21 protein-coding genes are annotated in these 24388 nt (G+C 58.7%); 17 read left to right on the forward strand and 4 right to left on the reverse strand.

Translation table 11 applies throughout. From position 1 onward, the window contains the following. The first annotated feature begins 18 nt into the window (after positions 1-18). Together KI237_RS07950 and KI237_RS07955 are read left to right on the forward strand one after the other, a co-directional pair. Entirely contained in the window at positions 19-459 is a 441-nt protein-coding gene (locus KI237_RS07950) for a GlcG/HbpS family heme-binding protein (protein WP_212799480.1), read from the forward strand. 211 nt (positions 460-670) lie between these two features. Then, positions 671-1129: an REP-associated tyrosine transposase gene (locus KI237_RS07955; protein ID WP_212799481.1), complete on the forward strand. Its 459-nt coding sequence runs from the start codon at positions 671-673 to the stop codon at positions 1127-1129. Between the two features lie 133 nt (positions 1130-1262). Here KI237_RS07955 and KI237_RS07960 read toward each other — a convergent pair whose 3' ends face one another. Continuing rightward, positions 1263-1871, reverse strand: coding sequence for a TetR/AcrR family transcriptional regulator (locus KI237_RS07960; protein WP_212799482.1), 609 nt, complete (start codon positions 1869-1871; stop codon positions 1263-1265). A gap of 291 nt (positions 1872-2162) precedes the next feature. Here KI237_RS07960 and KI237_RS07965 point away from each other — a divergent pair, with 291 nt between their 5' ends. The 3 genes from KI237_RS07965 (at position 2163) to KI237_RS07975 (ending at position 5357) form a co-directional block, all read left to right on the forward strand. Then, positions 2163-3077 (forward strand): DUF808 domain-containing protein, encoded by a 915-nt coding sequence (locus KI237_RS07965; protein WP_212799483.1) that lies wholly within the window; start codon positions 2163-2165, stop codon positions 3075-3077. Positions 3078-3138: 61 nt separating this feature from the next. Then, the gene (locus tag KI237_RS07970) at positions 3139-4281 is read left to right on the forward strand and encodes an acyltransferase family protein (RefSeq protein ID WP_212799484.1); all 1143 of its coding nucleotides are present in this window, start codon (positions 3139-3141) and stop codon (positions 4279-4281) included. A 110-nt stretch (positions 4282-4391) separates the two neighbouring features. Next, positions 4392-5357, forward strand: a complete 966-nt coding sequence (locus KI237_RS07975; protein ID WP_212799485.1) for a WaaS/CpsH family glycosyltransferase — start codon at positions 4392-4394, stop codon at positions 5355-5357. Positions 5358-5415: 58 nt separating this feature from the next. On the opposite strand, the gene KI237_RS07980 is transcribed toward KI237_RS07975, so the two are convergent. Together KI237_RS07980 and mlaY are read right to left on the reverse strand one after the other, a co-directional pair. Beyond that, entirely contained in the window at positions 5416-6204 is a 789-nt protein-coding gene (locus KI237_RS07980) for an MlaA family lipoprotein (RefSeq protein ID WP_212799486.1), read from the reverse strand. Then, positions 6197-7495 carry a lipid asymmetry maintenance lipase MlaY gene (mlaY, locus tag KI237_RS07985; RefSeq protein WP_212799487.1) on the reverse strand — a complete coding sequence of 433 codons (1299 nt, stop codon included), beginning with the start codon at positions 7493-7495 and terminating at the stop codon, positions 6197-6199. Before mlaY ends, KI237_RS07980 begins: the two co-directional genes overlap by 8 nt. A 427-nt stretch (positions 7496-7922) precedes the next feature. Here mlaY and KI237_RS07990 point away from each other — a divergent pair, with 427 nt between their 5' ends. The 3 genes from KI237_RS07990 (at position 7923) to KI237_RS08000 (ending at position 11039) form a co-directional block, all read left to right on the forward strand. Beyond that, complete coding sequence (locus tag KI237_RS07990) at positions 7923-8777, forward strand: glycine betaine ABC transporter substrate-binding protein (RefSeq protein ID WP_212799488.1); 855 nt, start codon at positions 7923-7925, stop codon at positions 8775-8777. Positions 8778-9072: 295 nt separating this feature from the next. Further along, a complete protein-coding gene (locus tag KI237_RS07995; RefSeq protein WP_212799489.1) occupies positions 9073-9384 on the forward strand; it encodes a DUF485 domain-containing protein in 312 nt (103 codons plus the stop codon). After that, positions 9381-11039 (forward strand): cation acetate symporter, encoded by a 1659-nt coding sequence (locus KI237_RS08000; protein WP_212799490.1) that lies wholly within the window; start codon positions 9381-9383, stop codon positions 11037-11039. The genes KI237_RS07995 and KI237_RS08000 overlap by 4 nt, the downstream gene beginning before the upstream one ends. A 274-nt stretch (positions 11040-11313) precedes the next feature. Here KI237_RS08000 and gltA read toward each other — a convergent pair whose 3' ends face one another. Further along, the gene (gltA, locus tag KI237_RS08005; protein ID WP_003204440.1) at positions 11314-12603 is read right to left on the reverse strand and encodes a citrate synthase; all 1290 of its coding nucleotides are present in this window, start codon (positions 12601-12603) and stop codon (positions 11314-11316) included. Between the two features lie 365 nt (positions 12604-12968). Between gltA and sdhC the strand changes: the two genes are divergently transcribed. The 9 genes from sdhC (at position 12969) to sucD (ending at position 24353) form a co-directional block, all read left to right on the forward strand. Further along, the gene (gene sdhC / locus KI237_RS08010; protein WP_003179220.1) at positions 12969-13343 is read left to right on the forward strand and encodes a succinate dehydrogenase, cytochrome b556 subunit; all 375 of its coding nucleotides are present in this window, start codon (positions 12969-12971) and stop codon (positions 13341-13343) included. Continuing rightward, positions 13337-13705, forward strand: coding sequence for a succinate dehydrogenase, hydrophobic membrane anchor protein (gene sdhD, locus KI237_RS08015; RefSeq protein WP_003204438.1), 369 nt, complete (start codon positions 13337-13339; stop codon positions 13703-13705). The genes sdhC and sdhD overlap by 7 nt, the downstream gene beginning before the upstream one ends. Before the next feature lie 3 nt (positions 13706-13708). Further along, positions 13709-15481 (forward strand): succinate dehydrogenase flavoprotein subunit, encoded by a 1773-nt coding sequence (sdhA, locus tag KI237_RS08020; RefSeq protein ID WP_212799491.1) that lies wholly within the window; start codon positions 13709-13711, stop codon positions 15479-15481. Positions 15482-15492: 11 nt separating this feature from the next. Further along, complete coding sequence (locus tag KI237_RS08025) at positions 15493-16197, forward strand: succinate dehydrogenase iron-sulfur subunit (protein WP_003204434.1); 705 nt, start codon at positions 15493-15495, stop codon at positions 16195-16197. Between the two features lie 262 nt (positions 16198-16459). Further along, a complete protein-coding gene (locus KI237_RS08030) occupies positions 16460-19291 on the forward strand; it encodes a 2-oxoglutarate dehydrogenase E1 component (protein WP_212799492.1) in 2832 nt (943 codons plus the stop codon). A 44-nt stretch (positions 19292-19335) separates the two neighbouring features. Further along, complete coding sequence (gene odhB, locus KI237_RS08035) at positions 19336-20556, forward strand: 2-oxoglutarate dehydrogenase complex dihydrolipoyllysine-residue succinyltransferase (RefSeq protein WP_212799493.1); 1221 nt, start codon at positions 19336-19338, stop codon at positions 20554-20556. Between the two features lie 113 nt (positions 20557-20669). Next, a complete protein-coding gene (gene lpdA, locus KI237_RS08040; protein WP_212799494.1) occupies positions 20670-22106 on the forward strand; it encodes a dihydrolipoyl dehydrogenase in 1437 nt (478 codons plus the stop codon). 196 nt (positions 22107-22302) lie between these two features. Next, positions 22303-23469 (forward strand): ADP-forming succinate--CoA ligase subunit beta, encoded by a 1167-nt coding sequence (sucC, locus tag KI237_RS08045; protein WP_007919879.1) that lies wholly within the window; start codon positions 22303-22305, stop codon positions 23467-23469. Next, on the forward strand, positions 23469-24353 hold the full coding sequence (sucD, locus tag KI237_RS08050) for a succinate--CoA ligase subunit alpha (RefSeq protein WP_003179236.1): 885 nt from the start codon (positions 23469-23471) through the stop codon (positions 24351-24353). The genes sucC and sucD overlap by 1 nt, the downstream gene beginning before the upstream one ends. The last annotated feature ends 35 nt before the right edge of the window (positions 24354-24388 follow it).

The raw sequence follows: 24388 nt of genomic DNA on the forward strand, positions 1-24388 counted from the left end.
AAACGAAGGACAGCACCCATGAGCGTTCTAACCTTGAAAATCGCCGTCAACCTGGCGGGGCAAGCCCTTGCCGCCGGTCGTGAAATCAGCGCTGCACCCTTGACCGTCGCGGTCCTGGACAGCGGCGGACATCTGGTTGCCTTGCAGCGCGAAGACGGCGCCAGCCTGCTTCGCCCGCAGATCGCCATCGGCAAGGCCTGGGGTGCCATCGCCTTGGGCAAAGGCTCACGCCTGCTCGCCCAGGACGCCCAGCAGCGCCCGGCGTTCTTTGCCGCGTTGAACAGCTTGGGGCAGGGCAGCGTCGTACCCGCACCGGGTGGAGTGCTGATCAGGGATCAGGATGGGAAGGTGCTGGGGGCGATGGGTGTCAGTGGTGATGTTTCGGATGTGGATGAGCAGGTGGCGGTCAGGGCTGTGGAGGCGGTGGGCTTGTGGGCGGACGCGGGGGTGGTTGCTTGAGTTTGTAGTGAGTGGACTGACGTCATCGCGAGCAAGCTCGCTCCCACAGGGTCTGATGTTGGACACAAAATGTCTGAACACCGCGAGCCCAGTGTGGGAGCGAGCTTGCTCGCGATGACGATCTATCAGACACATCCAGCCAAGAGTCTGCCGACAATCAAAAATATTCTGGCCTAGCCTTTGGTGACCTGATCATTGGAGAGGCGAAGGAATGCCTGATCTACCTGCTTCACATCGCTTGCGCACTGGCCGTCATGGTGAGCTGAATCGAATCTATTTATTGACCACTAACACGGCTGAGCGAAAGCCGATTTTCCAGGATTTCGCTTTAGGCAGATTGGTGGTTGAACAATTTCGGTATGCCCAGGATGAGAGATGGGCGAAGTCATTGGCTTGGGTAGTCATGCCTGATCATTTCCACTGGGTGGTTGAATTGCAGCAAGGTTCGCTGAATGAATTGATGCAAAAAACCAAGTCCTTGGGTGCTCGGGCGGTGAACCTATCCACAGGGCGCAAAGGCAGTCTTTGGCAGCCGGGCTACCATGACCGGGCCCTGAGGCGGGAGGAAGAGTTGATAACAATGGCTCGTTATGTCGTCGCAAATCCACTGCGGGCAGGTTTGGTTAAGCGGCTTGGCGATTACCCGCTGTGGGATGCCATTTGGCTTTGATATGAAATCGAGTTGCCGCCATCGCGAGCAGGCTCGCTCCCACAGGGTTCTGTTGTGAGTGTGGATTCTGTGAGCAACCTAAATCCCTTGTGGGAGCGAGCCTGCTCGCGATGGTGGCAACTCGGTCCTAGGCCTAGCGATCCACCTCACACCCCTTCAACACCAACCGAATAATCGTCTGTGCCGCCGCTTCGTAATCCGCCTCATCAAGCTTGGCCTTGCCGGTCACGGCGCTGATCTGCCAGTCGAAATCGGCATAGGTCTGGGTGGCGGCCCAGATGCTGAACATCAGGTGGCTGGGGTCGATGGGGGCGATCTGGCCGCGGTCGATCCAGGTCTGGATGCAGTCGATGTTGTGCCGGGCCTGGGCGTTGAGTTGGTCCACCAGGTCGGGGCTCAGGTGGGGGGCGCCGTGCATGATTTCGCTGGCGAAGACTTTCGAGGCGAAGGGCAGGTCGCGGGAGATGCGGATTTTGGAGCGGATGTAGTGGCTCAGCACCTCACCGGGCACGCCGTCGGCATTGAACGGTGTCGAAGCCTGGAGAATCGGCTCGATGATGCTTTCCAGGACTTCGCGGTAGAGGTTTTCCTTGGATTTGAAGTAGTAGTAGACGTTGGGTTTGGGTAGGCCTGCCTTGGCCGCGATGTCGCTGGTCTTGGTCGCGGCGAAGCCCTTGTCGGCAAATTCTTCGCTGGCGGCACGCAGGATCAAGGCTTTGTTGCGCTCGCGGATAGTGCTCATAAACCCAGGGGTTCCTTGCCTGTTCTGGCGGTGGCGCATGGTAGCACCGGCCTCGCGCGGCGCTCAAGAATGCCCCTAGTGGCCTGTGTGGCTAATTCGTGCACCCAACTTCGGCGCCAGTGCTTGCCAAGCTGCGTTACCATTCCTCGCCGTAGCGGGCTAAGACTCGTCATGGCGCCTTGCCTGGCAATCACTGGCACTCGAATTTGAGTACTCGAATTAACCGTACAGGCCACCAGGCGCCGCGGCTCGCGGTATGCTGCGCGGCATTATTATTCAAGGAGCCCCTCCATGGCTGGAAGCAGTTTGCTGGTACTGATCGACGATATCGCCACCGTGCTCGACGATGTTGCGCTGATGACCAAAATGGCCGCCAAGAAGACCGCCGGCGTGCTTGGCGATGATTTGGCGCTCAATGCCCAGCAGGTCTCAGGTGTGCGCGCCGAGCGGGAACTGCCGGTGGTGTGGGCGGTGGCCAAGGGGTCGTTCCTCAACAAGTTGATCCTGGTACCGTCGGCGCTGGCGATCAGCGCCTTCGTCCCGTGGCTGGTCACGCCGTTGTTGATGGTGGGCGGCGCCTATCTGTGTTTCGAAGGGTTCGAAAAACTGGCCCACAAGTTCCTTCATAGCAAGGCCGAAGACCAGGCTGAGCATGCGCAGCTGGTCGAGGCCGTGGCGGATCCGGCGGTTGATCTGGTGGCCTTTGAAAAGGACAAGATCAAGGGCGCGGTACGCACCGACTTCATTCTGTCAGCGGAAATCATCGCCATCACCCTTGGCACGGTTGCCGACGCCGCACTCACCCAGCAGGTGATCGTGCTGTCGGGCATCGCCATCGTCATGACCATTGGTGTCTATGGCTTGGTGGCCGGGATCGTCAAGCTCGATGACCTGGGGTTGTGGTTGACGCAGAAGCCAGGCCAGGCCGCCAAAAGTATCGGTGGCGCCATCCTGCGCGCCGCGCCCTACATGATGAAAGGCCTGTCGGTGATCGGCACGGCGGCGATGTTCCTGGTGGGCGGGGGCATTTTGACCCATGGCGTGCCGGTGGTGCATCACTGGATTGAAAGCGTGACGGCCAGTGCTGGCGGCGCCGGGTTTATCGTGCCGATGTTGCTCAATGCGGTGGCGGGGATTGTCGCGGGTGCGGTAGTGCTGGCGGGTGTGCTGGGCGTGGGCAAAGTCTGGAAAGCGCTGAAAGGCTGAAGCTGGCAACTATCAACTCCCGACCTCGGTCGTGAGCAGCGAATACATGTGGAACCAATCAATGATCGAAACCTTTCAACTGCTGGCGCTATACGTGCTTACCGTCAGTGCATTCTGCTTGGTCGCCGGGCGCTTCCCTTTGCTCGCCCCTGAAGCACAACACCGAGTATCGTCGTTGGACGGTCTGCGTGGTGTCCTCGCAACAGCGGTGATGGTTCACCACTTCGCCATCACTTTTGTGTGGCACGGCACCGGAATCTGGCAAGTCACCGATAGTCGCGTAATCAACAATATGGGGGCCGTACCGGTGTCCTTGTTCTTCATGATTACCGGCTACCTTTTTACGCAAAAAGTTATCAGGGGGCAGCCCAAGTGGGGCTCGCTGCTTTCCTCTCGATTGCGCCGCATTTTTCCAATGTACATCGTGTCTGTTGGCTTGGTGGCGGCTATCAGTTTCTACCAGACAAGAGGGGAATCAGGTTCGCTGCTCGATCATTTCGGCGCGCTCGGTAGCTGGTTGATCTTTCTGGGGGAACCGATCAATGGATTTCCAGATAGCAAGCTGATCAACGCTTCTGTGCAGTGGACACTGATGTACGAGGCGCTTTTTTATCTCTCGCTCCCGCTCATGTATTGCCTGTTCCGTCGTCAGCTGCCGATTCTTGCCTTGGTGATTTCCATTGGCGCGATCGCGATCTTATGGCCGGAGTATCATCATGTGTTCCACAAGCGGTTCGTTAAGCTGTTTCTGGTGGGCATGGCTGTCGCCTTCTTGGAGCCGCGGCTGCGCAAGACGTCGATCGACTTTTCGAATCTCTGGTGCTGCCTTATCGCCACCGCGGTCCTTATCGCGAGTCTGAATATGCGCTCATACTCAACTGGGCAAATGTTGATTCTCGGCATTCCGTTTGGGCTGTTCGTTCTAGGCAATAGTCTGCACGGACTCCTGGAGCACAAGGGACTCAAGGTTCTGGGGGAGGCGAGCTTCAGTATCTATCTGCTGCACGGTATCGTGATCTACAGCATGTTTAGTCTGCTGAAAATATACAACTTCACAGACGGCTCACTCAGGGACTATGCATGGTATTTGCCGCTTATCATTCTGGTGGTGAGCGCGTTGAGTGTTTTGACCTACTGGTCAATCGAGCGACCCTTCATCATTTCGCCCCTCAAGCGGCTGGATAAGACAGTCAAAGAAATATGATGCCAAGCTCTTTCTGATCCACCGATCAGTGTGGGTTCTGCGTGGCTAGGATCCGCAGCTCAGAAATAAAATCATGAAAGCGCATTTTTACCTTTTTTTACGAGAACGACATGGCCTATCTGCCTCCAGACATCAAATCGAAAAAGCTCCTGATCGTTTGTCGGGACGTCGGCGGTTATGTAAAGCGGCTTAGCGATTACTTGGCCCGGAATAATGAGGTCACTTTCGTTGATCTTTCTGCACAGCGCGACGAGGTCCCGTTTCTTCCTGGAAAGCTACGGCGATGGCTGAAGAAGTTCCTGACAGTTCGTGCGGCGCACCGCCAGATTCAAGAGGCTGGGAAAGTCGATTCCGTACTCATCATCAATCCCGCACAAATTGACATCGCGCTTGTCGATCAGGCAATGGTTGCAGCACAACAGACCATCGCGTTCCTGTCTGACGGCGTTTCAAGACTTGCCATGTCGGTGACTCAGTTGGCCCGTTTCGACAAGGTCTACACCTTCGACGATGAGGACGCCCGGGAATACGGATTTCGCAAACTCAGTAACTACATCTACGAGGTCAACGCAGAGCTTGAAACGACGCGTGAGTACAAGGCTTTTGTAGTGATGGCGGGCAAGAATCGCATTGACGTGCTGGGCAGGATCGCAGCCGAGTTCGATCGTCTTGGCCACACGAACTATAAGTTCCTGGTCCAGAGCAAGGTGGTCGAAAACTCCAGTCCTGGTATCACTTTTTTCAGAAAAAGGATGTCGCTCGATGAAGTTGGCGACCTGATCAGGCGCTCGGAAATCCTGATCGATATCGTCCGGCCGGGTCATGCTGGGCTGAGCTTTCGCTTCTTCGATGCTTTGTTCTACCGCAAGAAAATCATCACCAACAATCCGTCGGTGATGAATTACGATTTTTATGATGAGCGCAACATCCTGGTCATTGACAGCGAGCACCCCGTTATCCCGCCGTCATTTCTCGTCGAGGACTACATGGATCCGCCTGCGGATGTGGTCCAAAAGTACAGCATGGGCAGCTGGGCTAACGAAGTGTTTGCTCCACTTGTCGATGATCAGCGATAGGGGCTGCTTCATCACAGGGTACTGCGGTCTGGCCTCGAAGATTCGAGGCTAGGCCGTATTACTCCGCGATCTGCAACTTGCGCGACTCGGTGTACACGTAGCGCACCTTTTCATACTCGAACGGCGAGTTCAGTTGCCCATAGCGGAAGCTGGTCTGGTAGCGCTTGTCGACGCCGCGCAGGAGCAACAACTCCGGGTGGTTGGCGCTGACTTCGGCGACATTGAGGAAGTTGATCGCCGATTCGGCGCTGTAGTCCACCAGCAGGCCGGAAGTGTCGCGCAGGTTCGATGGGCCGAAGATCGGCAACACGAAGTACGCGCCGCCGGGCACGCCATAGAAGCCCAGGGTCTGGCCGAAGTCTTCGCTCTGGCGCGGCAGGCCCATGGCGGTGGCCGGGTCCCATAGGCCGGCGATGCCGACGGTGGTGTTGAGCAGCAGTCGCGCCGTGGTTTCCATCGAACGCTTGCCCTTGAATTGCAGCAGGCTGTTCATCAGGTTAGGCACGTCCCCCAGGTTGTTGAAGAAGTTGCTGACCCCGGTGCGCATGAAGCTTGGGGTGATGTAGCGGTAGCCATCGACAACGGGCAGGAACACCCACTGGTCGAAACGGTAGTTGAAGTGATAGACCCGGCGGTTCCATGACTCCAGCGGGTCATAGACGTTCAGGGCGTTGAGGGTCGAGCGCTCGAACTCGCGCTGGTCCAACCCGGGGTTGAACTTGAGCTTGGTCAACGGTTCCTTGAAACCGTCCGAACCCACCACCACAGGCGCATTGGCCTTGCTGTTGTCGGCGTGGACCATGCCCGCACTCATTAACGCAGCGATAAGCAGCAGATATTTAGCCACGGAAGAACTCCAGCATGGCGTCGCTGTTGACGCGGTAGTTAAGGTTGCCGCAGTGGCCGCCCAGCGGATAAACCGTCAGGCGATCGCCAAAGGTCTTGCGCAGGAAGCCCAGGTCGCCCGGGCCGAGAATGACGTCGTCGGCATTGTGCATGACGGCAATCTTCGGGCTTTCGTGCAGGTAATCCTTCAGCGCGTACAGGCTGACCTGGTCGACCAGTTGCAACAGGCTGCCGCCGTCAGTGCGTGCGCGCCACATCGGGATCACCTGCTCGGTGAGGTAGCAGTCGAAATCGCATTGCAGAGCCCGCTTGAGGAACGGCGTCAGGCTGGTGCTTTCGGTAATCGGGAACTTGGGCGGGATGATCAGGCCGCGCCGGTTGATCAGGTCCGAGGTGAACGCGATGTCGGCCGCCGAGAACCGGAACGAGGTGCCGATCAACATGGCCATCTGCTCGTTGCTCAGGTGTTGCTTGGACTGCTGGAAGTCGTAGAGCAGGGCATCGTTGAGGTCGATGTAGCCTTTTTGCTGGAAGTAGCGCGTCAGCTTGTTCAGCACCAGCTCATAGAAGGTGGTGGTGCTGTTGATGCCCTTGACCTCGGTCTGGACCAGTTTGTCCAGGTTGGTGATCGAGGTGTAGAGGTTCACCGGCGGGTTCAGCAGCAGCACCTTCTTGAAATTGAAGCTGCGCCGGGTTTCGTCCAGGTGTGCGACGAAGGCCGCATCCAGGGCGCCGAGGCTGTAGCCGGTCAGGTAGTACTCGGTCACCGGCAGCTTGGGGTTCTGCGCGCGCACTGCTTGCATCACCCGGTACATGTCTTCGGCGTCTTCCTTGGAAATGCCTGGCGTGGCGAAGCGCGAAGCGGCGCTCATGAAGTCGAAGCTGGTGGGCGATGACAACTGCACCACGTGGTAGCCGGCCTTGTAGTAGAGCCGCTTGAGGTATTCATTGATGCTACTGTCAAAGCGCGCACCGGTGCCGGCGATGAGAAAAATCAGCGGCGCGGGTTTGTCTTGGGTGGCCATGCGGTAGGTGAGGCTTTTCACCGGCCAGAAGTTGTCCGGCAGGATGAACTCGCGTTCCGGGCGCAGGGTCAGGCTGTGGTCGGCCTGATTGATGTCTTCGATCAGCGGCAGCTCCGGACGCAGGTCCGGCGGCGTGGTGGCGATGGTCGCCTCGAACGGGTTGGTCAAGGGGTAGCCATAGCTGGCGGCGTCAATATCTGCCGCCAGCGCGGACGCACTCAAGATAAGGCCGCCGAGAAGGGCAGCGAAGCGCAAGGAACGGAGCATGACTGGATCCCTTAGAGGAAGGTGCCGAATGAGGTTCGCAGGCTATGACCGCCGAAGCAGAGCCAAGTGCCATGACGGGCACAAAACAGGCGCGGACGGGGTGCGATAGTAGCGGGACAATACACGGTTGGGTGCGGTGGCGGCTAGTTATCTGGCGTTTGCCGGATTTGACCGCAAAATCTGATGTGCGATGGCGGTGGTGCAAATGCCTGAAGCAAGGGGGCTGGCGTTCTGATGTCGTTTCTCGTTGCCTCGACGTCGCAGGCAGAGCAGGTTCCGGATCGGCGCAGGTTGATGATCAACGAGTCAGTACTCCACTGGCGTTCAGGCCGGTTTGAGGGCGAGCGTGATGGGGGCGCTGAGCATCATAACTATACGTTGACGCCGCCCGGCATCCGTCGGGCGCAGCACTTTCGGGGAAGTAACGATGAAGATGCGACGACTCTTGGGCGCAGGTGCCGCACTGGTACTGGCCATCAGTTCCACCTTGGCCAGCGCCGAAACCAAAACCCTGAGCATCGGTTACGTTGACGGCTGGTCCGACAGCGTCGCGACCACCCACGTGGCCGCCGAAGTGATCAAGCAAAAACTCGGTTATGACGTGAAGCTGCAGGCGGTCGCGACCGGGATCATGTGGCAGGGCGTGGCCACCGGTAAGCTCGACGCGATGCTCTCGGCCTGGCTGCCGGTGACTCACGGCGACTATTGGACGAAGAACAAGGACCAGGTGGTCGACTATGGCCCGAACTTCAAGGATGCCAAAATCGGCCTGATCGTGCCGGAGTACGTTAAGGCCAAGTCGCTCGAAGATCTCAAGACCGACGACTCCTTCAAGAAGCGCATCGTTGGCATCGACGCCGGTTCAGGCGTAATGCTCAAGACCGAACAGGCCATCAAGGATTACGACCTGACCGGTTATCAACTCAAGGCCAGTTCCGGCGCCGGCATGATTGCCGAGCTGACCCGTGCCGAGAAGAAAAACGAATCCATCGCCGTCACCGGTTGGGTGCCACACTGGATGTTCGCCAAGTGGAAGCTGCGCTTCCTGGAAGACCCGAAAGGCGTCTACGGCGCAGCTGAGACTGTAAACAGTATCGGCAGCAAGGAGCTGGGCACCAAGGCGCCGGAAGTGGCCGAGTTCCTGAAGAAATTCCAATGGTCTTCGAAAGACGAGATCGGCGAAGTCATGCTCGCCATCCAGGAAGGTGCCAAGCCTGAAGCCGCTGCCAAGGACTGGGTCGCCAAGCACCCGGACCGTGTGAAGGAGTGGACTGGCAAGTAATCTGCCTGGTTTAGCTGTTCCGAAAAACCGCATGGCTTTGTGTCATGCGGTTTTTTTGTGCCCGCGGATTGTTGAATTTGCACCAAAACCTGTGGGAGCGAGCTTGATCGCGATAGGGGTGGTCCTGCTGCCGCCATCGCGAGCAAGCTCGCTCCCACAGGAAGACGGCATATAAATGTGCGAAAAACTGGCAAAACCGTCATGTCGTTCTAATACTAAGGTCGTCTGGAACCTGGCCTTGAGCCGCATAGAGTAGGGCTGTTCCAATTAAATCTGTGCTGCGAGGATAAAAACAATGAACGACAGCATTTACCTCTCGATTCAAAACAGCCCGCGCTTCAAGGAGCTGGTGAGAAAAAGGGAAAAGTTCGCCTGGATTCTCTCGGCGATCATGCTTGGGCTGTATTCCGGCTTCATTCTTCTGATCGCCTACGGGCCACACATTCTCGGGGCCAAGATCACGCCTGAGTCCACCATTACCTGGGGCATTCCCATCGGTGTTGGCCTGATTGTCTCGGCCTTCATCCTGACCGCTATCTACGTACGGCGCGCCAACGGCGAGTTCGACGACCTGAACAATGCGATTCTCAAGGAGGCTCAGCAATGATCCGGCGTCTACTGGCTCTATTGAGCATCGCAGCGTTCGCTCCGGGCGCCTGGGCGGCTGAAGCCTTGACCGGTGCCGTGCAGAAACAACCCCTCAACGTCTCGGCCATTGTCATGTTCGTGGTCTTCGTCGGCGCGACCCTGTGCATCACTTACTGGGCGTCCAAGCGTAACAAGTCGGCGGCCGACTACTATGCGGCGGGCGGGCGGATCACCGGTTTCCAGAACGGCCTGGCCATTGCCGGTGACTACATGTCGGCGGCGTCCTTCCTGGGGATTTCCGCCCTGGTGTTCGCCTCCGGCTACGACGGCCTGATCTACTCCATCGGCTTCCTGGTGGGCTGGCCGATCATTCTGTTCCTGATCGCCGAGCGCCTGCGTAACCTGGGTAAATACACCTTTGCCGACGTGGCGTCCTATCGCCTCGGGCAAACCCAGATCCGCAGTCTGTCCGCCTGTGGCTCGCTGGTGGTGGTGGCGTTCTACCTGATCGCGCAAATGGTCGGTGCCGGCAAGCTGATCCAGCTGCTGTTCGGCCTGGACTACCATGTCGCGGTGATCCTGGTGGGTATCCTGATGTGCCTCTACGTGTTGTTCGGCGGCATGCTGGCTACCACCTGGGTACAGATCATCAAGGCGGTGCTGTTGCTGTCGGGCGCTTCGTTCATGGCCCTGATGGTCATGAAACACGTCAACTTCGACTTCAACATGCTGTTTGCCGAAGCGGTCAAGGTTCACCCTAAAGGTGAGGCGATCATGAGCCCTGGCGGCCTGGTGAAGGATCCGATCTCGGCCTTCTCCCTGGGGCTGGCGCTGATGTTCGGTACCGCTGGCCTGCCGCACATCCTGATGCGCTTCTTCACCGTGAGCGACGCCAAGGAAGCGCGCAAGAGCGTGCTGTATGCCACTGGCTTCATCGGTTACTTCTACATCCTGACCTTCATCATCGGCTTCGGCGCGATCCTGCTGGTCAGCACCAACCCGGCCTTCAAGGACGCGGCAGGTGCCTTGCTCGGTGGCAACAACATGGCGGCGGTGCACCTGGCCAACGCTGTGGGCGGTAGCATCTTCCTGGGCTTCATCTCAGCCGTAGCCTTCGCCACCATCCTGGCGGTAGTCGCGGGCCTGACCCTGGCCGGTGCCTCGGCGGTGTCCCATGACCTGTATGCCAGCGTGATCAAGAAAGGCAAGGCCAACGAGAAGGACGAGATTCGCGTCTCGAAAATCACCACCATCGCCCTGGCGGTGCTGGCGATCGGCCTGGGTATCCTGTTCGAGAAGCAGAACATCGCGTTCATGGTGGGCCTGGCGTTCTCCATCGCGGCGAGCTGCAACTTCCCGGTCCTGCTGCTTTCGATGTACTGGAAGAAGCTGACCACCCGTGGCGCCATGATTGGCGGCTGGCTGGGCCTGGTCAGTGCCGTGGGCCTGATGATCCTTGGCCCGACCATTTGGGTGCAGATCATGGGTCACGAGAAGGCGATCTTCCCGTATGAATACCCAGCACTGTTCTCGATGGCGATTGCCTTTGTCGGCATCTGGTTCTTCTCCATTACCGACAAGTCGGCTGAAGGTGCAAACGAGCGGGCGCTGTTCTTCCCGCAATTCGTGCGTTCGCAGACTGGCCTGGGGGCGAGTGGGGCGGTTAATCATTGATGTAGCGGCAAGTGTTTGAAGACATACCCCGGTCGAGAGGCCGGGGTATTTTTTTGTGCCCGGGTTTTGGGTGGGGCGGGCGGGCCGCATCGCGAGCAAGCTCGCTCCCACAGGGGCAGGGTTGCGCAGATCCAGGGTGGGAGCGAGAGCTTGCTCGCGATGGCGTCAGGCCGGTCGCTGAGCCTCTGGCGGCCTGAAACAGAACGGCCCCCGCTCCTATATAAGAAGCGGGGGCCGTTCCTGTGCAGCTTAAGACCTTATTGCAAGGCAGGTCTTACTTGCGGTCTTCCAGCTGGGTGATGTCACGCGACTCGTAGCCGGTGTACAGCTGGCGCGGGCGGCCGATCTTGTACGGGCTGGAGAGCATTTCCTTCCAGTGGGAGATCCAGCCGACGGTCCGCGCCAGGGCGAAGATCACGGTGAACATGCTGGTTGGAATGCCGATCGCCTTGAGGATGATCCCCGAGTAGAAGTCGACGTTCGGGTACAGCGAGCGTTCGATGAAGTACGGGTCGGTCAGGGCGATCTCTTCCAGGCGCATGGCCAGTTCGAGTTGCGGATCGTTCTTGATCCCCAGTTCCTTGAGCACTTCGTCGCAGGTCTGCTTCATGACGGTGGCGCGTGGGTCGCGGTTCTTGTAGACCCGGTGACCGAAGCCCATCAACTTGAACGGATCGTTCTTGTCCTTGGCCTTGGCGATGAACTTGTCGATGTTCGAGACATCGCCGATTTCATCGAGCATGGTCAGTACCGCTTCGTTCGCACCGCCGTGGGCAGGGCCCCAGAGTGCGGCGATACCGGCGGCGATACAGGCGAACGGGTTGGCACCCGAGGAGCCTGCCAGGCGCACGGTGGACGTGGACGCGTTCTGCTCGTGGTCGGCATGGAGGATGAAGATCCGGTCCATGGCCTTGGCGAGCACCGGGCTGATCGGTTTGATCTCGCACGGGGTGTTGAACATCATGTGCAGGAAGTTTTCTGCATAGGTCAGGTCATTGCGTGGGTACATCATGGGCTGGCCCATGGAGTACTTGTAGACCATGGCTGCCAGGGTTGGCATCTTCGCCACCAGGCGGATCGCGGAGATTTCGCGGTGCTGGGGGTTATTGATGTCCAGGGAGTCGTGGTAGAAGGCCGAGAGGGCGCCGACAACGCCGCACATGACGGCCATCGGGTGGGCATCGCGACGGAAGCCGTTGAAGAAGGTCTTCAACTGCTCGTGAACCATGGTGTGGTTCTTCACGGTGCTGACGAACTGGGCCTTTTGCTCTGCGGTTGGCAGCTCGCCGTTGAGCAGCAGGTAGCAGGTTTCCAGGTAGTCCGATTTTTCAGCCAGTTGCTCGATCGGGTAGCCGCGGTGCAGCAGGATGCCGTTGTCGCCATCGATGTAGGTGATTTTCGACTCGCACGAGGCGGTCGACATGAAACCTGGGTCAAAGGTGAAACGGCCCGTGGCCGTCAGGCCCCGTACGTCGATTACATCGGGACCAACGGTGCCGGTTAAAATGGGCAGCTCGACGGGGGCTGCGCCCTCGATGATCAACTGCGCTTTTTTGTCAGCCATGTGGCCTCCTATTAATGCTTGGAATCATCAGACAGACCCCCCACGCAGGGCCCGCACCACTATAGTGAGATAAATCCGAAAGTCAATTTGCCTAAAGTCTTGCTCCAGAAGGCTTTAACCGGACTTTTTCCGCGAAATTGCCTGCCGTTTACGCCTTTTGCGTCATATGTGCAATGCGCTATTAGGGGAAGGTGAACGCGTTGTCATTAGTAGCCTAACTGTCTATACTCGGCCACCGACCGCCAGGGGCTTTTGGGCCTGCTTTCTTGGGGGTCGTCACTCCCTGGGTGGTGAGTACCTGACCAGTGCGCGCCCCAACAACTTTGCCCTGATTGTTAGGGGCTCTTCAGTGTGAAAAAAAAGCCGTGAAAAGCCAACGACCTGTAAACCTAGACCTAAGGACCATCAAACTCCCAGTCACTGCTTACACGTCCATTCTTCACCGTATTTCCGGTGTCATCCTCTTCGTCAGCCTGGCCATCATGCTTTATGCATTGGACAAGTCGCTCGATTCGGAAGAAGGCTTCGGTCAGGTGAAAGCGTGTCTGACCAGTCCGCTAGCCAAGCTAGTGATTTGGGGCATCCTGTCCGCCTTGCTGTATCACTTGGTTGCCGGTGTGCGCCATTTGATCATGGACATGGGCATCGGTGAGACGCTGGAAGGCGGCAAGCTGGGCTCGAAAATCATTATCGCCGTGTCTGCGGTGCTGATCGTTCTGGCAGGAGTCTGGATATGGTAACCAACGTCACGAACCTTTCGCGTTCGGGCCTCTATGACTGGATGGCCCAGCGTGTGTCTGCGGTCGTTCTCGCGGCTTACTTCATCTTCCTGATCGGATATGTCGTGGCAAACCCAGGCCTGGGCTACGCCCAATGGCATGAACTGTTCGCAAACAACTGGATGCGTATCTTCAGTCTGCTGGCACTTGTCGCACTGGGCGCTCACGCCTGGGTCGGCATGTGGACCATCGCGACCGACTACTTGACGCCAATGGCGTTCGGCAAGTCGGCGACTGCCGTACGTTTCCTTTTCCAGGCAGTATGCGGCGTTGCGATGTTCGCTTACTTCGTCTGGGGTGTGCAGATTCTCTGGGGTATCTGATCCATGGCTAACATTCCAACGATTTCTTTCGACGCCATCATCATTGGTGGTGGCGGTGCCGGCATGCGCGCAGCGCTGCAACTGGCGCAAGGCGGTCACAAGACTGCCGTGATCACCAAGGTTTTCCCGACGCGTTCGCACACTGTTTCCGCCCAGGGCGGCATCACCTGCGCCATCGCTTCGGCCGACCCGAACGATGACTGGCGCTGGCACATGTACGATACCGTCAAGGGTTCCGACTACATCGGTGACCAGGACGCTATCGAATACATGTGTCAGGAAGGCCCGGCCGCGGTGTTCGAGCTGGACCACATGGGTATGCCATTCTCGCGTACCGAGCAAGGTCGTATCTACCAGCGTCCGTTCGGTGGCCAGTCCAAGGACTATGGCAAGGGCGGCCAGGCTGCGCGTACTTGCGCGGCGTCCGACCGTACCGGTCACGCACTGCTGCACACCCTGTACCAGGGCAACCTGAAAGCCGGTACCACGTTCCTGAACGAGTACTACGCCGTTGACCTGGTGAAGAACCAGGAAGGCGCCTTCGTCGGCGTGATCGCGATCTGCATCGAAACCGGCGAAACCACCTACATCCGCGCCAAGGCCACCGTGCTGGCGACCGGCGGTGCAGGCCGTATCTACGCATCCACCACCAATGCCCTGATCAACACCGGTGACGGCGTCGGCATGGCCCTGCGTGCTGGCGTTCCGGTGCAAGACATCGAAATGTGGCAGTTCCACCCAACCGGCATCGCCGGCGCCGGTGTGCTGGTGACCGAAGGTTGCCGTGGTGAAGGTGGTTACCTGATCAACAAGCACGGCGAGCGTTTCATGGAGCGTTATGCTCCGAACGCCAAGGACCTTGCCGGTCGTGACGTGGTTGCCCGTTCGATGGTTAAAGAAATCATCGCTGGCAACGGTTGCGGTCCGAATGGCGACCACGTGATGCTCAAGCTCGACCACCTGGGCGAGGAAGTGCTGCACAGCCGCCTGCCAGGCATCTGCGAACTGTCCAAGACCTTCGCTCACGTCGATCCAGTCGTTGCGCCGGTTCCTGTGGTTCCAACCTGCCACTATATGATGGGTGGTGTTCCCACCAACATTCATGGCCAGGCAATCACCCAGAACGGCGAAGGCGTGGACGAAATCATCCCTGGCCTGTTCGCAGTGGGTGAAGTGGCTTGCGTATCGGTCCACGGTGCCAACCGTCTGGGCGGCAACTCGTTGCTCGACCTGGTGGTCTTCGGTCGCGCTGCCGGCCTGCACTTGGAAAAAGCGCTGTCCGACGGTATCGAATATGACGATGCCACCGACGCCAACATCGAAGCCGCCCTGGCGCGTCTGTCCGCTCTGAACGAGCGTACCGAAGGCGAAGACGTGGCGACCCTGCGTCGCGAGTTGCAAAACTGCATGCAGAACTACTTCGGTGTATTCCGTACCGGCGAATACATGCAGAAGGGTATTGCCCAGTTGGCGCAATTGCGTGAACGAATTGCCAACGTGAAGATCAACGATAAGTCGCAGGCGTTCAACACTGCCCGTATCGAAGCGCTGGAATTGCAGAACCTGCTGGAAGTGGCCGAAGCCACCGCCATCGCCGCAGAAGTGCGTAAAGAGTCCCGTGGCGCCCACGCCCGCGAAGACTTCGAAGACCGTGACGATGAAAACTGGCTGTGCCACACCTTGTACTTCCCGGGTGAAAAACGCGTCGCCAAGCGTGCCGTGAACTTTTCGCCGAAGACTGTTCCGACTTTCGAACCAAAAGTCCGGACTTATTAAGGGTGACCGCTATGTTGCAAGTCAGTGTTTATCGCTACAACCCTGATCAGGACGCTGCGCCGTTCATGCAGGACTTCCAGGTCGATACCGGTGGTAAAGACCTGATGGTGCTGGACGTGCTGGCCCTGATCAAAGAGCAGGACGAGGGCTTCTCCTATCGTCGCTCTTGCCGTGAGGGCGTTTGCGGCTCCGACGGCATGAACATCAACGGCAAGAACGGCCTGGCCTGCATCACGCCGCTGTCTGCCGTGGTCAAGGGCAACAAGCTGATCGTTCGTCCGCTGCCAGGTTTGCCGGTTATCCGTGACCTGGTCGTCGATATGAGCATCTTCTACAAGCAATACGAGAAGGTGAAGCCATTCCTGCAGAACGACACGCCGGCTCCGGCCATCGAGCGTCTGCAGACTCCTGAAGAGCGTGAGAAGCTCGACGGTCTGTACGAGTGCATCCTGTGCGCTTGCTGCTCGACCTCGTGCCCATCCTTCTGGTGGAACCCGGACAAGTTCCTGGGCCCGGCCGCCCTGCTGCAAGCGTACCGCTTCCTGGCAGACAGCCGTGACACCAAGACGTCCGAGCGTCTGGCTTCGCTCGATGACCCGTTCAGCGTATTCCGCTGCCGCGGGATCATGAACTGCGTCAACGTTTGTCCAAAAGGCCTGAACCCGACGAAGGCCATCGGTCACATTCGTAACATGCTGCTGCAAAGCGGCGTGTGATTCAGCTGCTGTACCCGTAGGACCGTTGTACCCGTAAAGGCCAAGGCGCGGGCTTCAACCCGCGTCATGGCTATAACCAGAACAGCCGCTCACAAAGCGGCAGTTCTTATTTTGAAGAAATGAGACAAGCAGGGGCATCCGGGCTGGTACCCGGACTATCAGCGTGATCCTAAGTGGCTTGTTTTAGTCGCTGCACTCGGACTTCTGCAAGTTTGCTCGGTGTTTTCGCCGGTGGTGTTCCCCTAATCGAGGGTGACCAAGCATGCAAGAAAGCGTGATGCAGCGCATGTGGAACAGTGCCCACCTTTCCGGTGGTAACGCTGCCTATGTGGAAGAGCTTTACGAGCTCTACCTGCACGACCCTAACGCTGTGCCAGAAGAATGGCGCACCTACTTTCAGAAGTTGCCGGCTGACGGTAACTCTGCCACTGATGTTTCGCACTCGACGATTCGCGATCATTTCGTGTTGCTGGCAAAGAACCAGCGCCGCGCTCAACCGGTATCTGCCGGCAGCGTGAGCAGTGAACACGAGAAGAAGCAAGTTGAAGTGCTGCGACTGATCCAGGCCTACCGGATGCGTGGCCACCAGGCAGCCCAGCTTGACCCGCTGGGGCTGTGGCAGCGTCCTGCACCTGCAGACCTGTCGATCAATCACTACGGCTTGACCAATGCCGATCTAGATACGACCTTCCGTGCCGGCGACCTGTTCATCGGCAAAGAGGAAGCGAGCCTACGCGAAATTCACGAAGCGTTGCAGCAGACATATTGCCGCACCATCGGCGCTGAATTCACGCACATCACCGATTCCGAGCAGCGCCAGTGGTTCCAGCAGCGTCTGGAAAGCGTGCGTGGCCGTCCGACGTACTCCACCGACATCAAGAGCCACTTGCTCGAGCGCGTCACGGCCGGTGAAGGCCTGGAGAAATACCTGGGCACCAAGTACCCGGGTACCAAGCGTTTCGGCCTGGAAGGTGGCGAAAGCCTGATTCCGATGCTCGACGAGTTGATCCAGCGTTCCGGTTCCTACGGCACCAAGGAAGTCGTCATCGGCATGGCCCACCGTGGCCGCCTTAACGTACTGGTCAACACCTTCGGCAAGAACCCGCGCGAGCTGTTCGACGAGTTCGAAGGCAAGAAGAAGGTCGAGCTGGGCTCCGGTGACGTGAAATACCACCAGGGCTTCTCGTCCAACGTGATGACCACCGGTGGCGAAGTCCACCTGGCGATGGCCTTCAACCCGTCCCACCTGGAAATCGTTTCCCCGGTGGTCGAGGGTTCGGTTCGCGCCCGCCAGGATCGCCGCAACGATCCGACCGGCGAGAAGGTACTGCCGATTTCCATCCACGGTGACGCGGCATTCGCCGGTCAAGGCGTGGTCATGGAAACCTTCCAGATGTCGCAGACTCGCGGTTTCAAGACCGGCGGCACCGTGCACATCGTGATCAACAACCAGGTCGGTTTCACCATCAGCAACCCGCTGGACTCGCGTTCCACCGAGTACGCCACCGACGTCGCGAAAATGATCCAGGCGCCGATTCTCCATGTGAATGGCGATGACCCGGAAGCCGTGCTGTTCGTGACCCAGTTGGCCATTGATTACCGCATGCAGTACAAGCGCGATGTGGTGATCGACCTGGTCTGCTACCGTCGTCGCGGCCACAACGAGGCCGACGAGCCAAGTGGCACCCAGCCGCTGATGTACCAGCAGATCGCCAAGCAGCGCACCACCCGTGAGCTGTATGCCGAGCGCCTGACCCAGGGCGGTGTACTGGATGCAGCGCGCGTCCAGGAAAAAGTCGATGAATATCGCAATGCCCTGGACAACGGCCTGCACGTGGTGAAAAGCCTGGTCAAGGAGCCGAACAAAGAGCTGTTCGTGGACTGGCGTCCATACCTGGGCCACGCCTGGACCGCGCGCCACGACACCCGCTTCGACCTCAAGACCTTGCAGGAACTGTCCGCCAAGCTGCTGGAAATCCCGGAAGGCTTCGTGGTCCAGCGCCAGGTTGCGAAGATCTACGAAGACCGTCAGAAGATGCAAGCCGGCGGCCTGCCGATCAACTGGGGTTACGCCGAAACCATGGCGTACGCGACCCTGGCGTTCGAAGGTCACCCGATTCGCATCACCGGCCAGGACGTAGGCCGCGGCACTTTCTCGCACCGCCACGCGGCGCTGCACAACCAGAAAGACGCCAGCACCTACATCCCGCTGCAACACCTGTACAAAGGCCAGCCACGTTTCGACCTGTACGATTCGCTGCTGTCCGAAGAAGCCGTCCTGGCGTTCGAATATGGCTACTCCACCACCGAGCCGAATGCGCTGGTGATCTGGGAAGCCCAGTTCGGCGACTTCGCCAACGGTGCCCAGGTGGTTGTCGACCAGTTCATCACCAGCGGCGAGCACAAGTGGGGCCGTCTCTGCGGTCTGACCATGCTGTTGCCACACGGTTATGAAGGGCAGGGGCCGGAGCACTCTTCGGCACGTCTGGAGCGTTACCTGCAACTGTGTGCCGAACACAACGTCCAGGTCTGCGTACCGACGACGCCGGCACAGATCTACCACCTGCTGCGTCGTCAAGTCATCCGTCCGCTGCGCAAGCCGCTGATCGTGCTGACACCGAAGTCGCTGCTGCGCCACAAACTGGCGATTTCCACGCTCGAGGACCTGGCCGAAGGCTCGTTCCAGACCGTTATTTCGGAAATCGACACCCTGGACGCGGCGAAGGTCACTCGCCTGGTCCTGTGCAGCGGCAAGGTCTACTACGACCTGCTGGAAAAACGTCGTGCCGAAGGCCGCGAAGACATCGCCATCGTGCGTATCGAGCAGCTTTACCCGTTCCCGGAAGAAGACCTGATGGAGGCCATCGCGCCTTACACCAACCTCACCAATGTGGTGTGGTGTCAGGAAGAACCGATGAACCAAGGCGCGTGGTACAGCAGCCAGCATCACCTGCGTCGCAGCATCGGCAACCATAACAAGGCCCTGGGCCTGGAATATGCCGGCCGTGATGCTTCCGCTGCACCTGCGTGTGGTTATGCGTCGATGCACGCCGAGCAGCAGGAAAAACTGCTGCAAGATGCCTTCACTGTTTAACGCCTTCGCGCTGACTGAAACCGAATTTTAAGGACCCACAGATAATGGCTATCGAAATCAAAGCCCCGTCATTCCCGGAATCGGTTGCCGATGGCACCGTTGCCACCTGGCACAAGAAACCAGGCGAGGCCGTCAAGCGTGACGACCTGATCGTCGACATCGAGACCGACAAGGTCGTGCTGGAAGTATTGGCCGAAGCTGACGGCGTGCTGGGCGCAATCATTGCCGAGGAGGGCGCGACCGTTCTGTCGAACCAGGTCCTGGGCTCGATCGAAGAGGGCGGCGCTGCCGCCACTCCAGCCGCCGCTGCTGCTCCAGCCGCCCAAGCTGCTGCTCCAGCTGCCGATGGCGAAGACGATCCAGTCGCTGCGCCTGCTGCTCGCAAGATTGCCGAAGAGAACGGTATCAACATCGCTTCCGTTGCCGGCACCGGCAAGGGCGGTCGCGTGACCAAGGAAGACGTGGTGGCTGCCGTTGCCGCGAAGAAGGCCGCTCCAGCGGCTGCTGCTCCGGCCAAGGCTGCCGCTCCGGCCGCCGCCGCGCCTGTGTTCGCTGCCGGCGATCGCACCGAGAAGCGTGTACCGATGACTCGCGTGCGCGCCACCGTGGCCAAGCGTCTGGTTGAAGCCCAGTCGAACATGGCGATGCTGACTACCTTCAACGAAGTCGACATGACCGAAGTCATGGCCCTGCGTTCGAAGTACAAGGACCTGTTCGAGAAGTCCCATAACGGCGTACGCCTGGGCTTCATGTCGTTCTTCGTCAAGGCTGCCACCGAAGCGCTGAAACGCTTCCCGGCCGTCAACGCGTCGATCGACGGTTCCGACATCGTCTACCACGGCTACGCCGACATCGGTGTCGCCGTGTCCAGCGACCGTGGCCTGGTGGTTCCGGTACTGCGTAACGCCGAGCTGATGAGCCTGGCTGAAATCGAAGGCGGCATTGCCACCTTCGGCAAGAAGGCCCGTGACGGCAAGCTGTCCATCGACGAGATGACCGGCGGTACGTTCACCATCACCAACGGTGGTACATTCGGTTCGATGATGTCGACCCCGATCGTCAACCCACCGCAAGCGGCGATCCTGGGGATGCACAACATCATCCAGCGTCCGATGGCAATCAACGGTCAAGTCGTGATTCGTCCGATGATGTACCTGGCACTGTCCTACGATCACCGCCTGATCGACGGTAAAGAAGCCGTGACGTTCCTGGTAACCATCAAGAACCTGCTTGAAGATCCGGCTCGTCTGCTGCTGGATATCTGATTTTCGCCGCGAGGGCCGGTCTGTCATGACCGGCCTCTTGCTGAAACAACCGGTTTCGTCCCTCGACGGTCACCACAAGTGATCGTCCGGTTTGATTCGAAAAGGAATGACTCATGACTCAGAAATTCGACGTGGTAGTGATTGGTGCGGGCCCTGGCGGCTACGTAGCGGCCATCAAGGCTGCGCAACTGGGCCTTACCACTGCCTGCATCGAGAAATACACCGATGGCGAGGGCAAGCTGGCCCTGGGCGGTACCTGCCTGAACGTCGGTTGCATTCCATCCAAGGCGCTGCTGGACAGCTCTTGGAAATACAAGGAAGCGAAAGAAAGCTTCAACGTTCACGGTATTTCCACCGGTGAAGTGAAGATGGACGTCGCCGCGATGGTTGGCCGTAAGGCTGGCATCGTCAAGAACCTGACCAGCGGTGTTGCCACCCTGTTCAAGGCCAACGGCGTGACTTCGATCCAGGGCCACGGCAAGCTGCTGGCCGGCAAGAAAGTCGAAGTCACCAAGCCAGACGGTTCGGTTGAAGTGATCGAAGCCGAGAACGTCATCCTGGCACCAGGCTCGCGTCCGATCGACATCCCGCCGGCGCCAGTTGACCAGAACGTGATCGTCGATTCCACCGGTGCCCTGGAATTCCAGGCCGTGCCAAAACGCCTGGGCGTGATCGGCGCTGGCGTGATCGGCCTCGAGCTGGGTTCGGTATGGTCGCGCCTGGGTGCGCAAGTGACCGTGCTCGAAGCCCTCGACACCTTCCTGATGGCCGCTGACACCGCGGTTTCCAAGGAAGCGCTGAAAACCCTGACCAAGCAAGGCCTGGACATCAAGTTGGGCGCTCGCGTGACCGGTTCCAAGGTCAATGGCGAAGAAGTTGTGGTCACCTACATCGACGCCAACGGCGAACAGACCATCACCTTCGACAAGCTGATCGTAGCGGTCGGCCGTCGCCCAGTGACCACTGACCTGCTGGCTGCCGATTGCGAAGTGTCCCTGGATGAGCGCGGCTTCATCAAAGTTGACGATTACTGCGCCACTACCGTCCCGGGCGTCTTCGCCATCGGTGACGTGGTTCGCGGCATGATGCTGGCACACAAGGCCTCCGAAGAAGGCATCATGGTTGTCGAGCGCATCAAGGGCCACAAAGCCCAGATGAACTACGACCTGATCCCATCGGTTATCTACACCCACCCGGAAATCGCATGGGTCGGTAAAACCGAGCAGGCCTTGAAAGCCGAAGGCGTTGAAGTTAACGTCGGCACCTTCCCGTTCGCAGCCTCCGGCCGTGCCATGGCAGCCAACGATACCGGTGGTTTCGTGAAAGTCATCGCCGATGCCAAGACGGATCGCGTATTGGGCGTTCACGTCATTGGCCCAAGCGCTGCCGAGCTGGTACAGCAAGGCGCGATCGGCATGGAATTCGGCACCAGCGCTGAAGATCTGGGCATGATGGTCTTCTCCCATCCGACCCTGTCCGAAGCCTTGCACGAAGCGGCCCTGGCCGTAAATGGCGGCGCCATCCACGTGGCCAACCGCAAGAAGCGTTAATAGACAATAAGAAACCACGGCGGTATGGCCCGTCGTGAGCCTTGCGAGCAAGACTCACCGCGGAATATCCGCTGGACGCAGCCTTGCGTAGCCGAACCGGTTGACCGGAAGGCTACGCAAGCAGCAGTCACAGGTGGTGCGGCACCAAAACGGTGCAGCACCGAATGCGCAGTACCTAACGAAGACGGTAATAAGCATGAATCTTCACGAGTATCAGGGTAAGCAGCTGTTCGCTGAGTACGGCCTGCCAGTATCCACCGGTTACGCGGTAGACACCCCGGAAGCGGCAGCAGAAGCTTGCGACAAAATCGGCGGCAGCGAATGGGTTGTCAAAGCCCAGGTTCACGCCGGTGGTCGCGGTAAAGCGGGCGGCGTCAAGCTGGTTCGCAGCAAAGAAGACGCCAAAGCCTTCGCACAGCAATGGCTGGGCAAGCGTCTGGTGACTTACCAGACTGACGCCAACGGTCAGCCAGTCACCAAGATCCTGGTTGAGTCGTGCACTGATATCGCTAAAGAGCTGTACCTGGGCGCTGTCGTTGACCGTTCGAGCCGCCGCATCGTGTTCATGGCATCCACCGAAGGTGGCGTGGACATCGAGAAAATCGCTCACGATACCCCTGAGAAAATCCTCAAGGCCACCATCGATCCACTGGTTGGCGCACAGCCATTCCAGGGTCGCGAGCTGGCCTTCCAGCTGGGCCTGGAAGGCAAGCAAGTTGCTCAGTTCGCCAAGATCTTCGTAGGTCTGGCCAAACTGTTCAAGGATCACGACCTGGCGCTGCTGGAAGTGAACCCGCTGGTGATCAAGGCCGACGGCGACCTGCACTGCCTCGATGCCAAGATCAACATCGACGCCAACGCCATGTACCGTCAGCCTAAGCTGAAGACTTTCCACGATCCGTCGCAAGACGATCCGCGCGAAGCGCACGCTGCCAAGTTCGAACTGAACTACGTAGCCCTGGAAGGCAACATCGGCTGCATGGTCAACGGTGCTGGCCTGGCCATGGGTACCATGGACATCGTCAACCTGCATGGCGGCAAGCCAGCCAACTTCCTCGACGTGGGCGGCGGTGCTACCAAGGAACGCGTAACCGAAGCGTTCAAGATCATCCTGTCCGACACTAACGTCGCTGCAGTACTGGTCAACATCTTCGGCGGCATCGTTCGTTGCGACATGATTGCCGAAGGCATCATCGGCGCCGTGAAAGAAGTCGGCGTGAAAATCCCGGTTGTTGTTCGCCTCGAAGGCAACAACGCTGAGCTGGGCGCTAAAGTACTGGCAGAAAGCGGTTTGAACATCATCGCTGCTACCAGCCTGACCGACGCTGCTCAACAAGTCGTTAAAGCTGCGGAGGGCAAATAATGAGCGTCCTGATCAATAAAGACACCAAGGTTATCTGCCAGGGTATTACCGGTTCGCAAGGTAGTTTCCACACCCAGCAAGCCATCGAATACGGCACCAAGATGGTTGGCGGCGTAACGCCTGGCAAAGGCGGCACCGAGCACCTGGGCCTGCCTGTCTTCAACACTGTGAAAGACGCTGTAGCTGCCACTGGCGCCACCGCCAGCGTGATCTACGTTCCAGCTCCTTTCTGCAAGGATTCCATCCTTGAAGCAGCGTTCGGCGGCATCAAGCTGATCGTCTGCATCACCGAAGGCATCCCGACCATCGACATGCTGGAAGCCAAGGTCAAGTGCGACGAGCTGGGTATCACCCTGATCGGCCCTAACTGCCCAGGCGTGATCACTCCAGGCGAATGCAAGATCGGCATCATGCCAGGTCACATTCACTTGCCAGGCAAGGTCGGTATCGTTTCCCGTTCCGGCACCCTGACCTACGAAGCTGTGAAGCAGACCACTGACGCCGGTTTCGGTCAGTCGACTTGCGTCGGCATCGGCGGTGACCCGATCCCAGGCTCGAACTTCATCGACATCCTGAAACTGTTCCAGGAAGACCCGAAGACCGAAGCGATCGTCATGATCGGTGAGATCGGCGGTTCGGCTGAAGAAGAAGCGGCTGCCTACATCAAGGCCAACGTGACCAAGCCGGTTGTTTCCTACATCGCTGGTGTGACTGCTCCTCCGGGCAAGCGCATGGGCCATGCGGGCGCAATCATCTCTGGCGGCAAAGGCACTGCAGACGAGAAATTCGCTGCACTGCAAGACGCAGGCGTGAAAACCGTGCGTTCGCTGGCAGACATCGGCAAGGCCCTGGCCGAGCTGACTGGCTGGGAAATGAAGAAGTAAGCTTCGGCTGACTTTTTTGTTCCAGCAACAAAGGC

The organism is Pseudomonas sp. St316 (assembly GCF_018325905.1).
Taxonomy (GTDB): domain Bacteria; phylum Pseudomonadota; class Gammaproteobacteria; order Pseudomonadales; family Pseudomonadaceae; genus Aquipseudomonas.

Bases quoted from the DNA above. Each gene is read 5' to 3' on its own strand.
- KI237_RS07950 (WP_212799480.1), top strand. From the start codon at position 19: ATGAGCGTTCTAACCTTGAAAATCGCCGTCAACCTGGCGGGGCAAGCC.
- KI237_RS07955 (WP_212799481.1), top strand. From the start codon at position 671: ATGCCTGATCTACCTGCTTCACATCGCTTGCGCACTGGCCGTCATGGT.
- KI237_RS07960 (WP_212799482.1), bottom strand. From the start codon at position 1,871: ATGAGCACTATCCGCGAGCGCAACAAAGCCTTGATCCTGCGTGCCGCC.
- KI237_RS07965 (WP_212799483.1), top strand. From the start codon at position 2,163: ATGGCTGGAAGCAGTTTGCTGGTACTGATCGACGATATCGCCACCGTG.
- KI237_RS07970 (WP_212799484.1), top strand. From the start codon at position 3,139: ATGATCGAAACCTTTCAACTGCTGGCGCTATACGTGCTTACCGTCAGT.
- KI237_RS07975 (WP_212799485.1), top strand. From the start codon at position 4,392: ATGGCCTATCTGCCTCCAGACATCAAATCGAAAAAGCTCCTGATCGTT.
- mlaY (WP_212799487.1), bottom strand. From the start codon at position 7,495: ATGCTCCGTTCCTTGCGCTTCGCTGCCCTTCTCGGCGGCCTTATCTTG.
- KI237_RS07990 (WP_212799488.1), top strand. From the start codon at position 7,923: ATGAAGATGCGACGACTCTTGGGCGCAGGTGCCGCACTGGTACTGGCC.
- KI237_RS07995 (WP_212799489.1), top strand. From the start codon at position 9,073: ATGAACGACAGCATTTACCTCTCGATTCAAAACAGCCCGCGCTTCAAG.
- KI237_RS08000 (WP_212799490.1), top strand. From the start codon at position 9,381: ATGATCCGGCGTCTACTGGCTCTATTGAGCATCGCAGCGTTCGCTCCG.
- gltA (WP_003204440.1), bottom strand. From the start codon at position 12,603: ATGGCTGACAAAAAAGCGCAGTTGATCATCGAGGGCGCAGCCCCCGTC.
- sdhD (WP_003204438.1), top strand. From the start codon at position 13,337: ATGGTAACCAACGTCACGAACCTTTCGCGTTCGGGCCTCTATGACTGG.
- sdhA (WP_212799491.1), top strand. From the start codon at position 13,709: ATGGCTAACATTCCAACGATTTCTTTCGACGCCATCATCATTGGTGGT.
- KI237_RS08025 (WP_003204434.1), top strand. From the start codon at position 15,493: ATGTTGCAAGTCAGTGTTTATCGCTACAACCCTGATCAGGACGCTGCG.
- KI237_RS08030 (WP_212799492.1), top strand. From the start codon at position 16,460: ATGCAAGAAAGCGTGATGCAGCGCATGTGGAACAGTGCCCACCTTTCC.
- odhB (WP_212799493.1), top strand. From the start codon at position 19,336: ATGGCTATCGAAATCAAAGCCCCGTCATTCCCGGAATCGGTTGCCGAT.
- lpdA (WP_212799494.1), top strand. From the start codon at position 20,670: ATGACTCAGAAATTCGACGTGGTAGTGATTGGTGCGGGCCCTGGCGGC.
- sucC (WP_007919879.1), top strand. From the start codon at position 22,303: ATGAATCTTCACGAGTATCAGGGTAAGCAGCTGTTCGCTGAGTACGGC.
- sucD (WP_003179236.1), top strand. From the start codon at position 23,469: ATGAGCGTCCTGATCAATAAAGACACCAAGGTTATCTGCCAGGGTATT.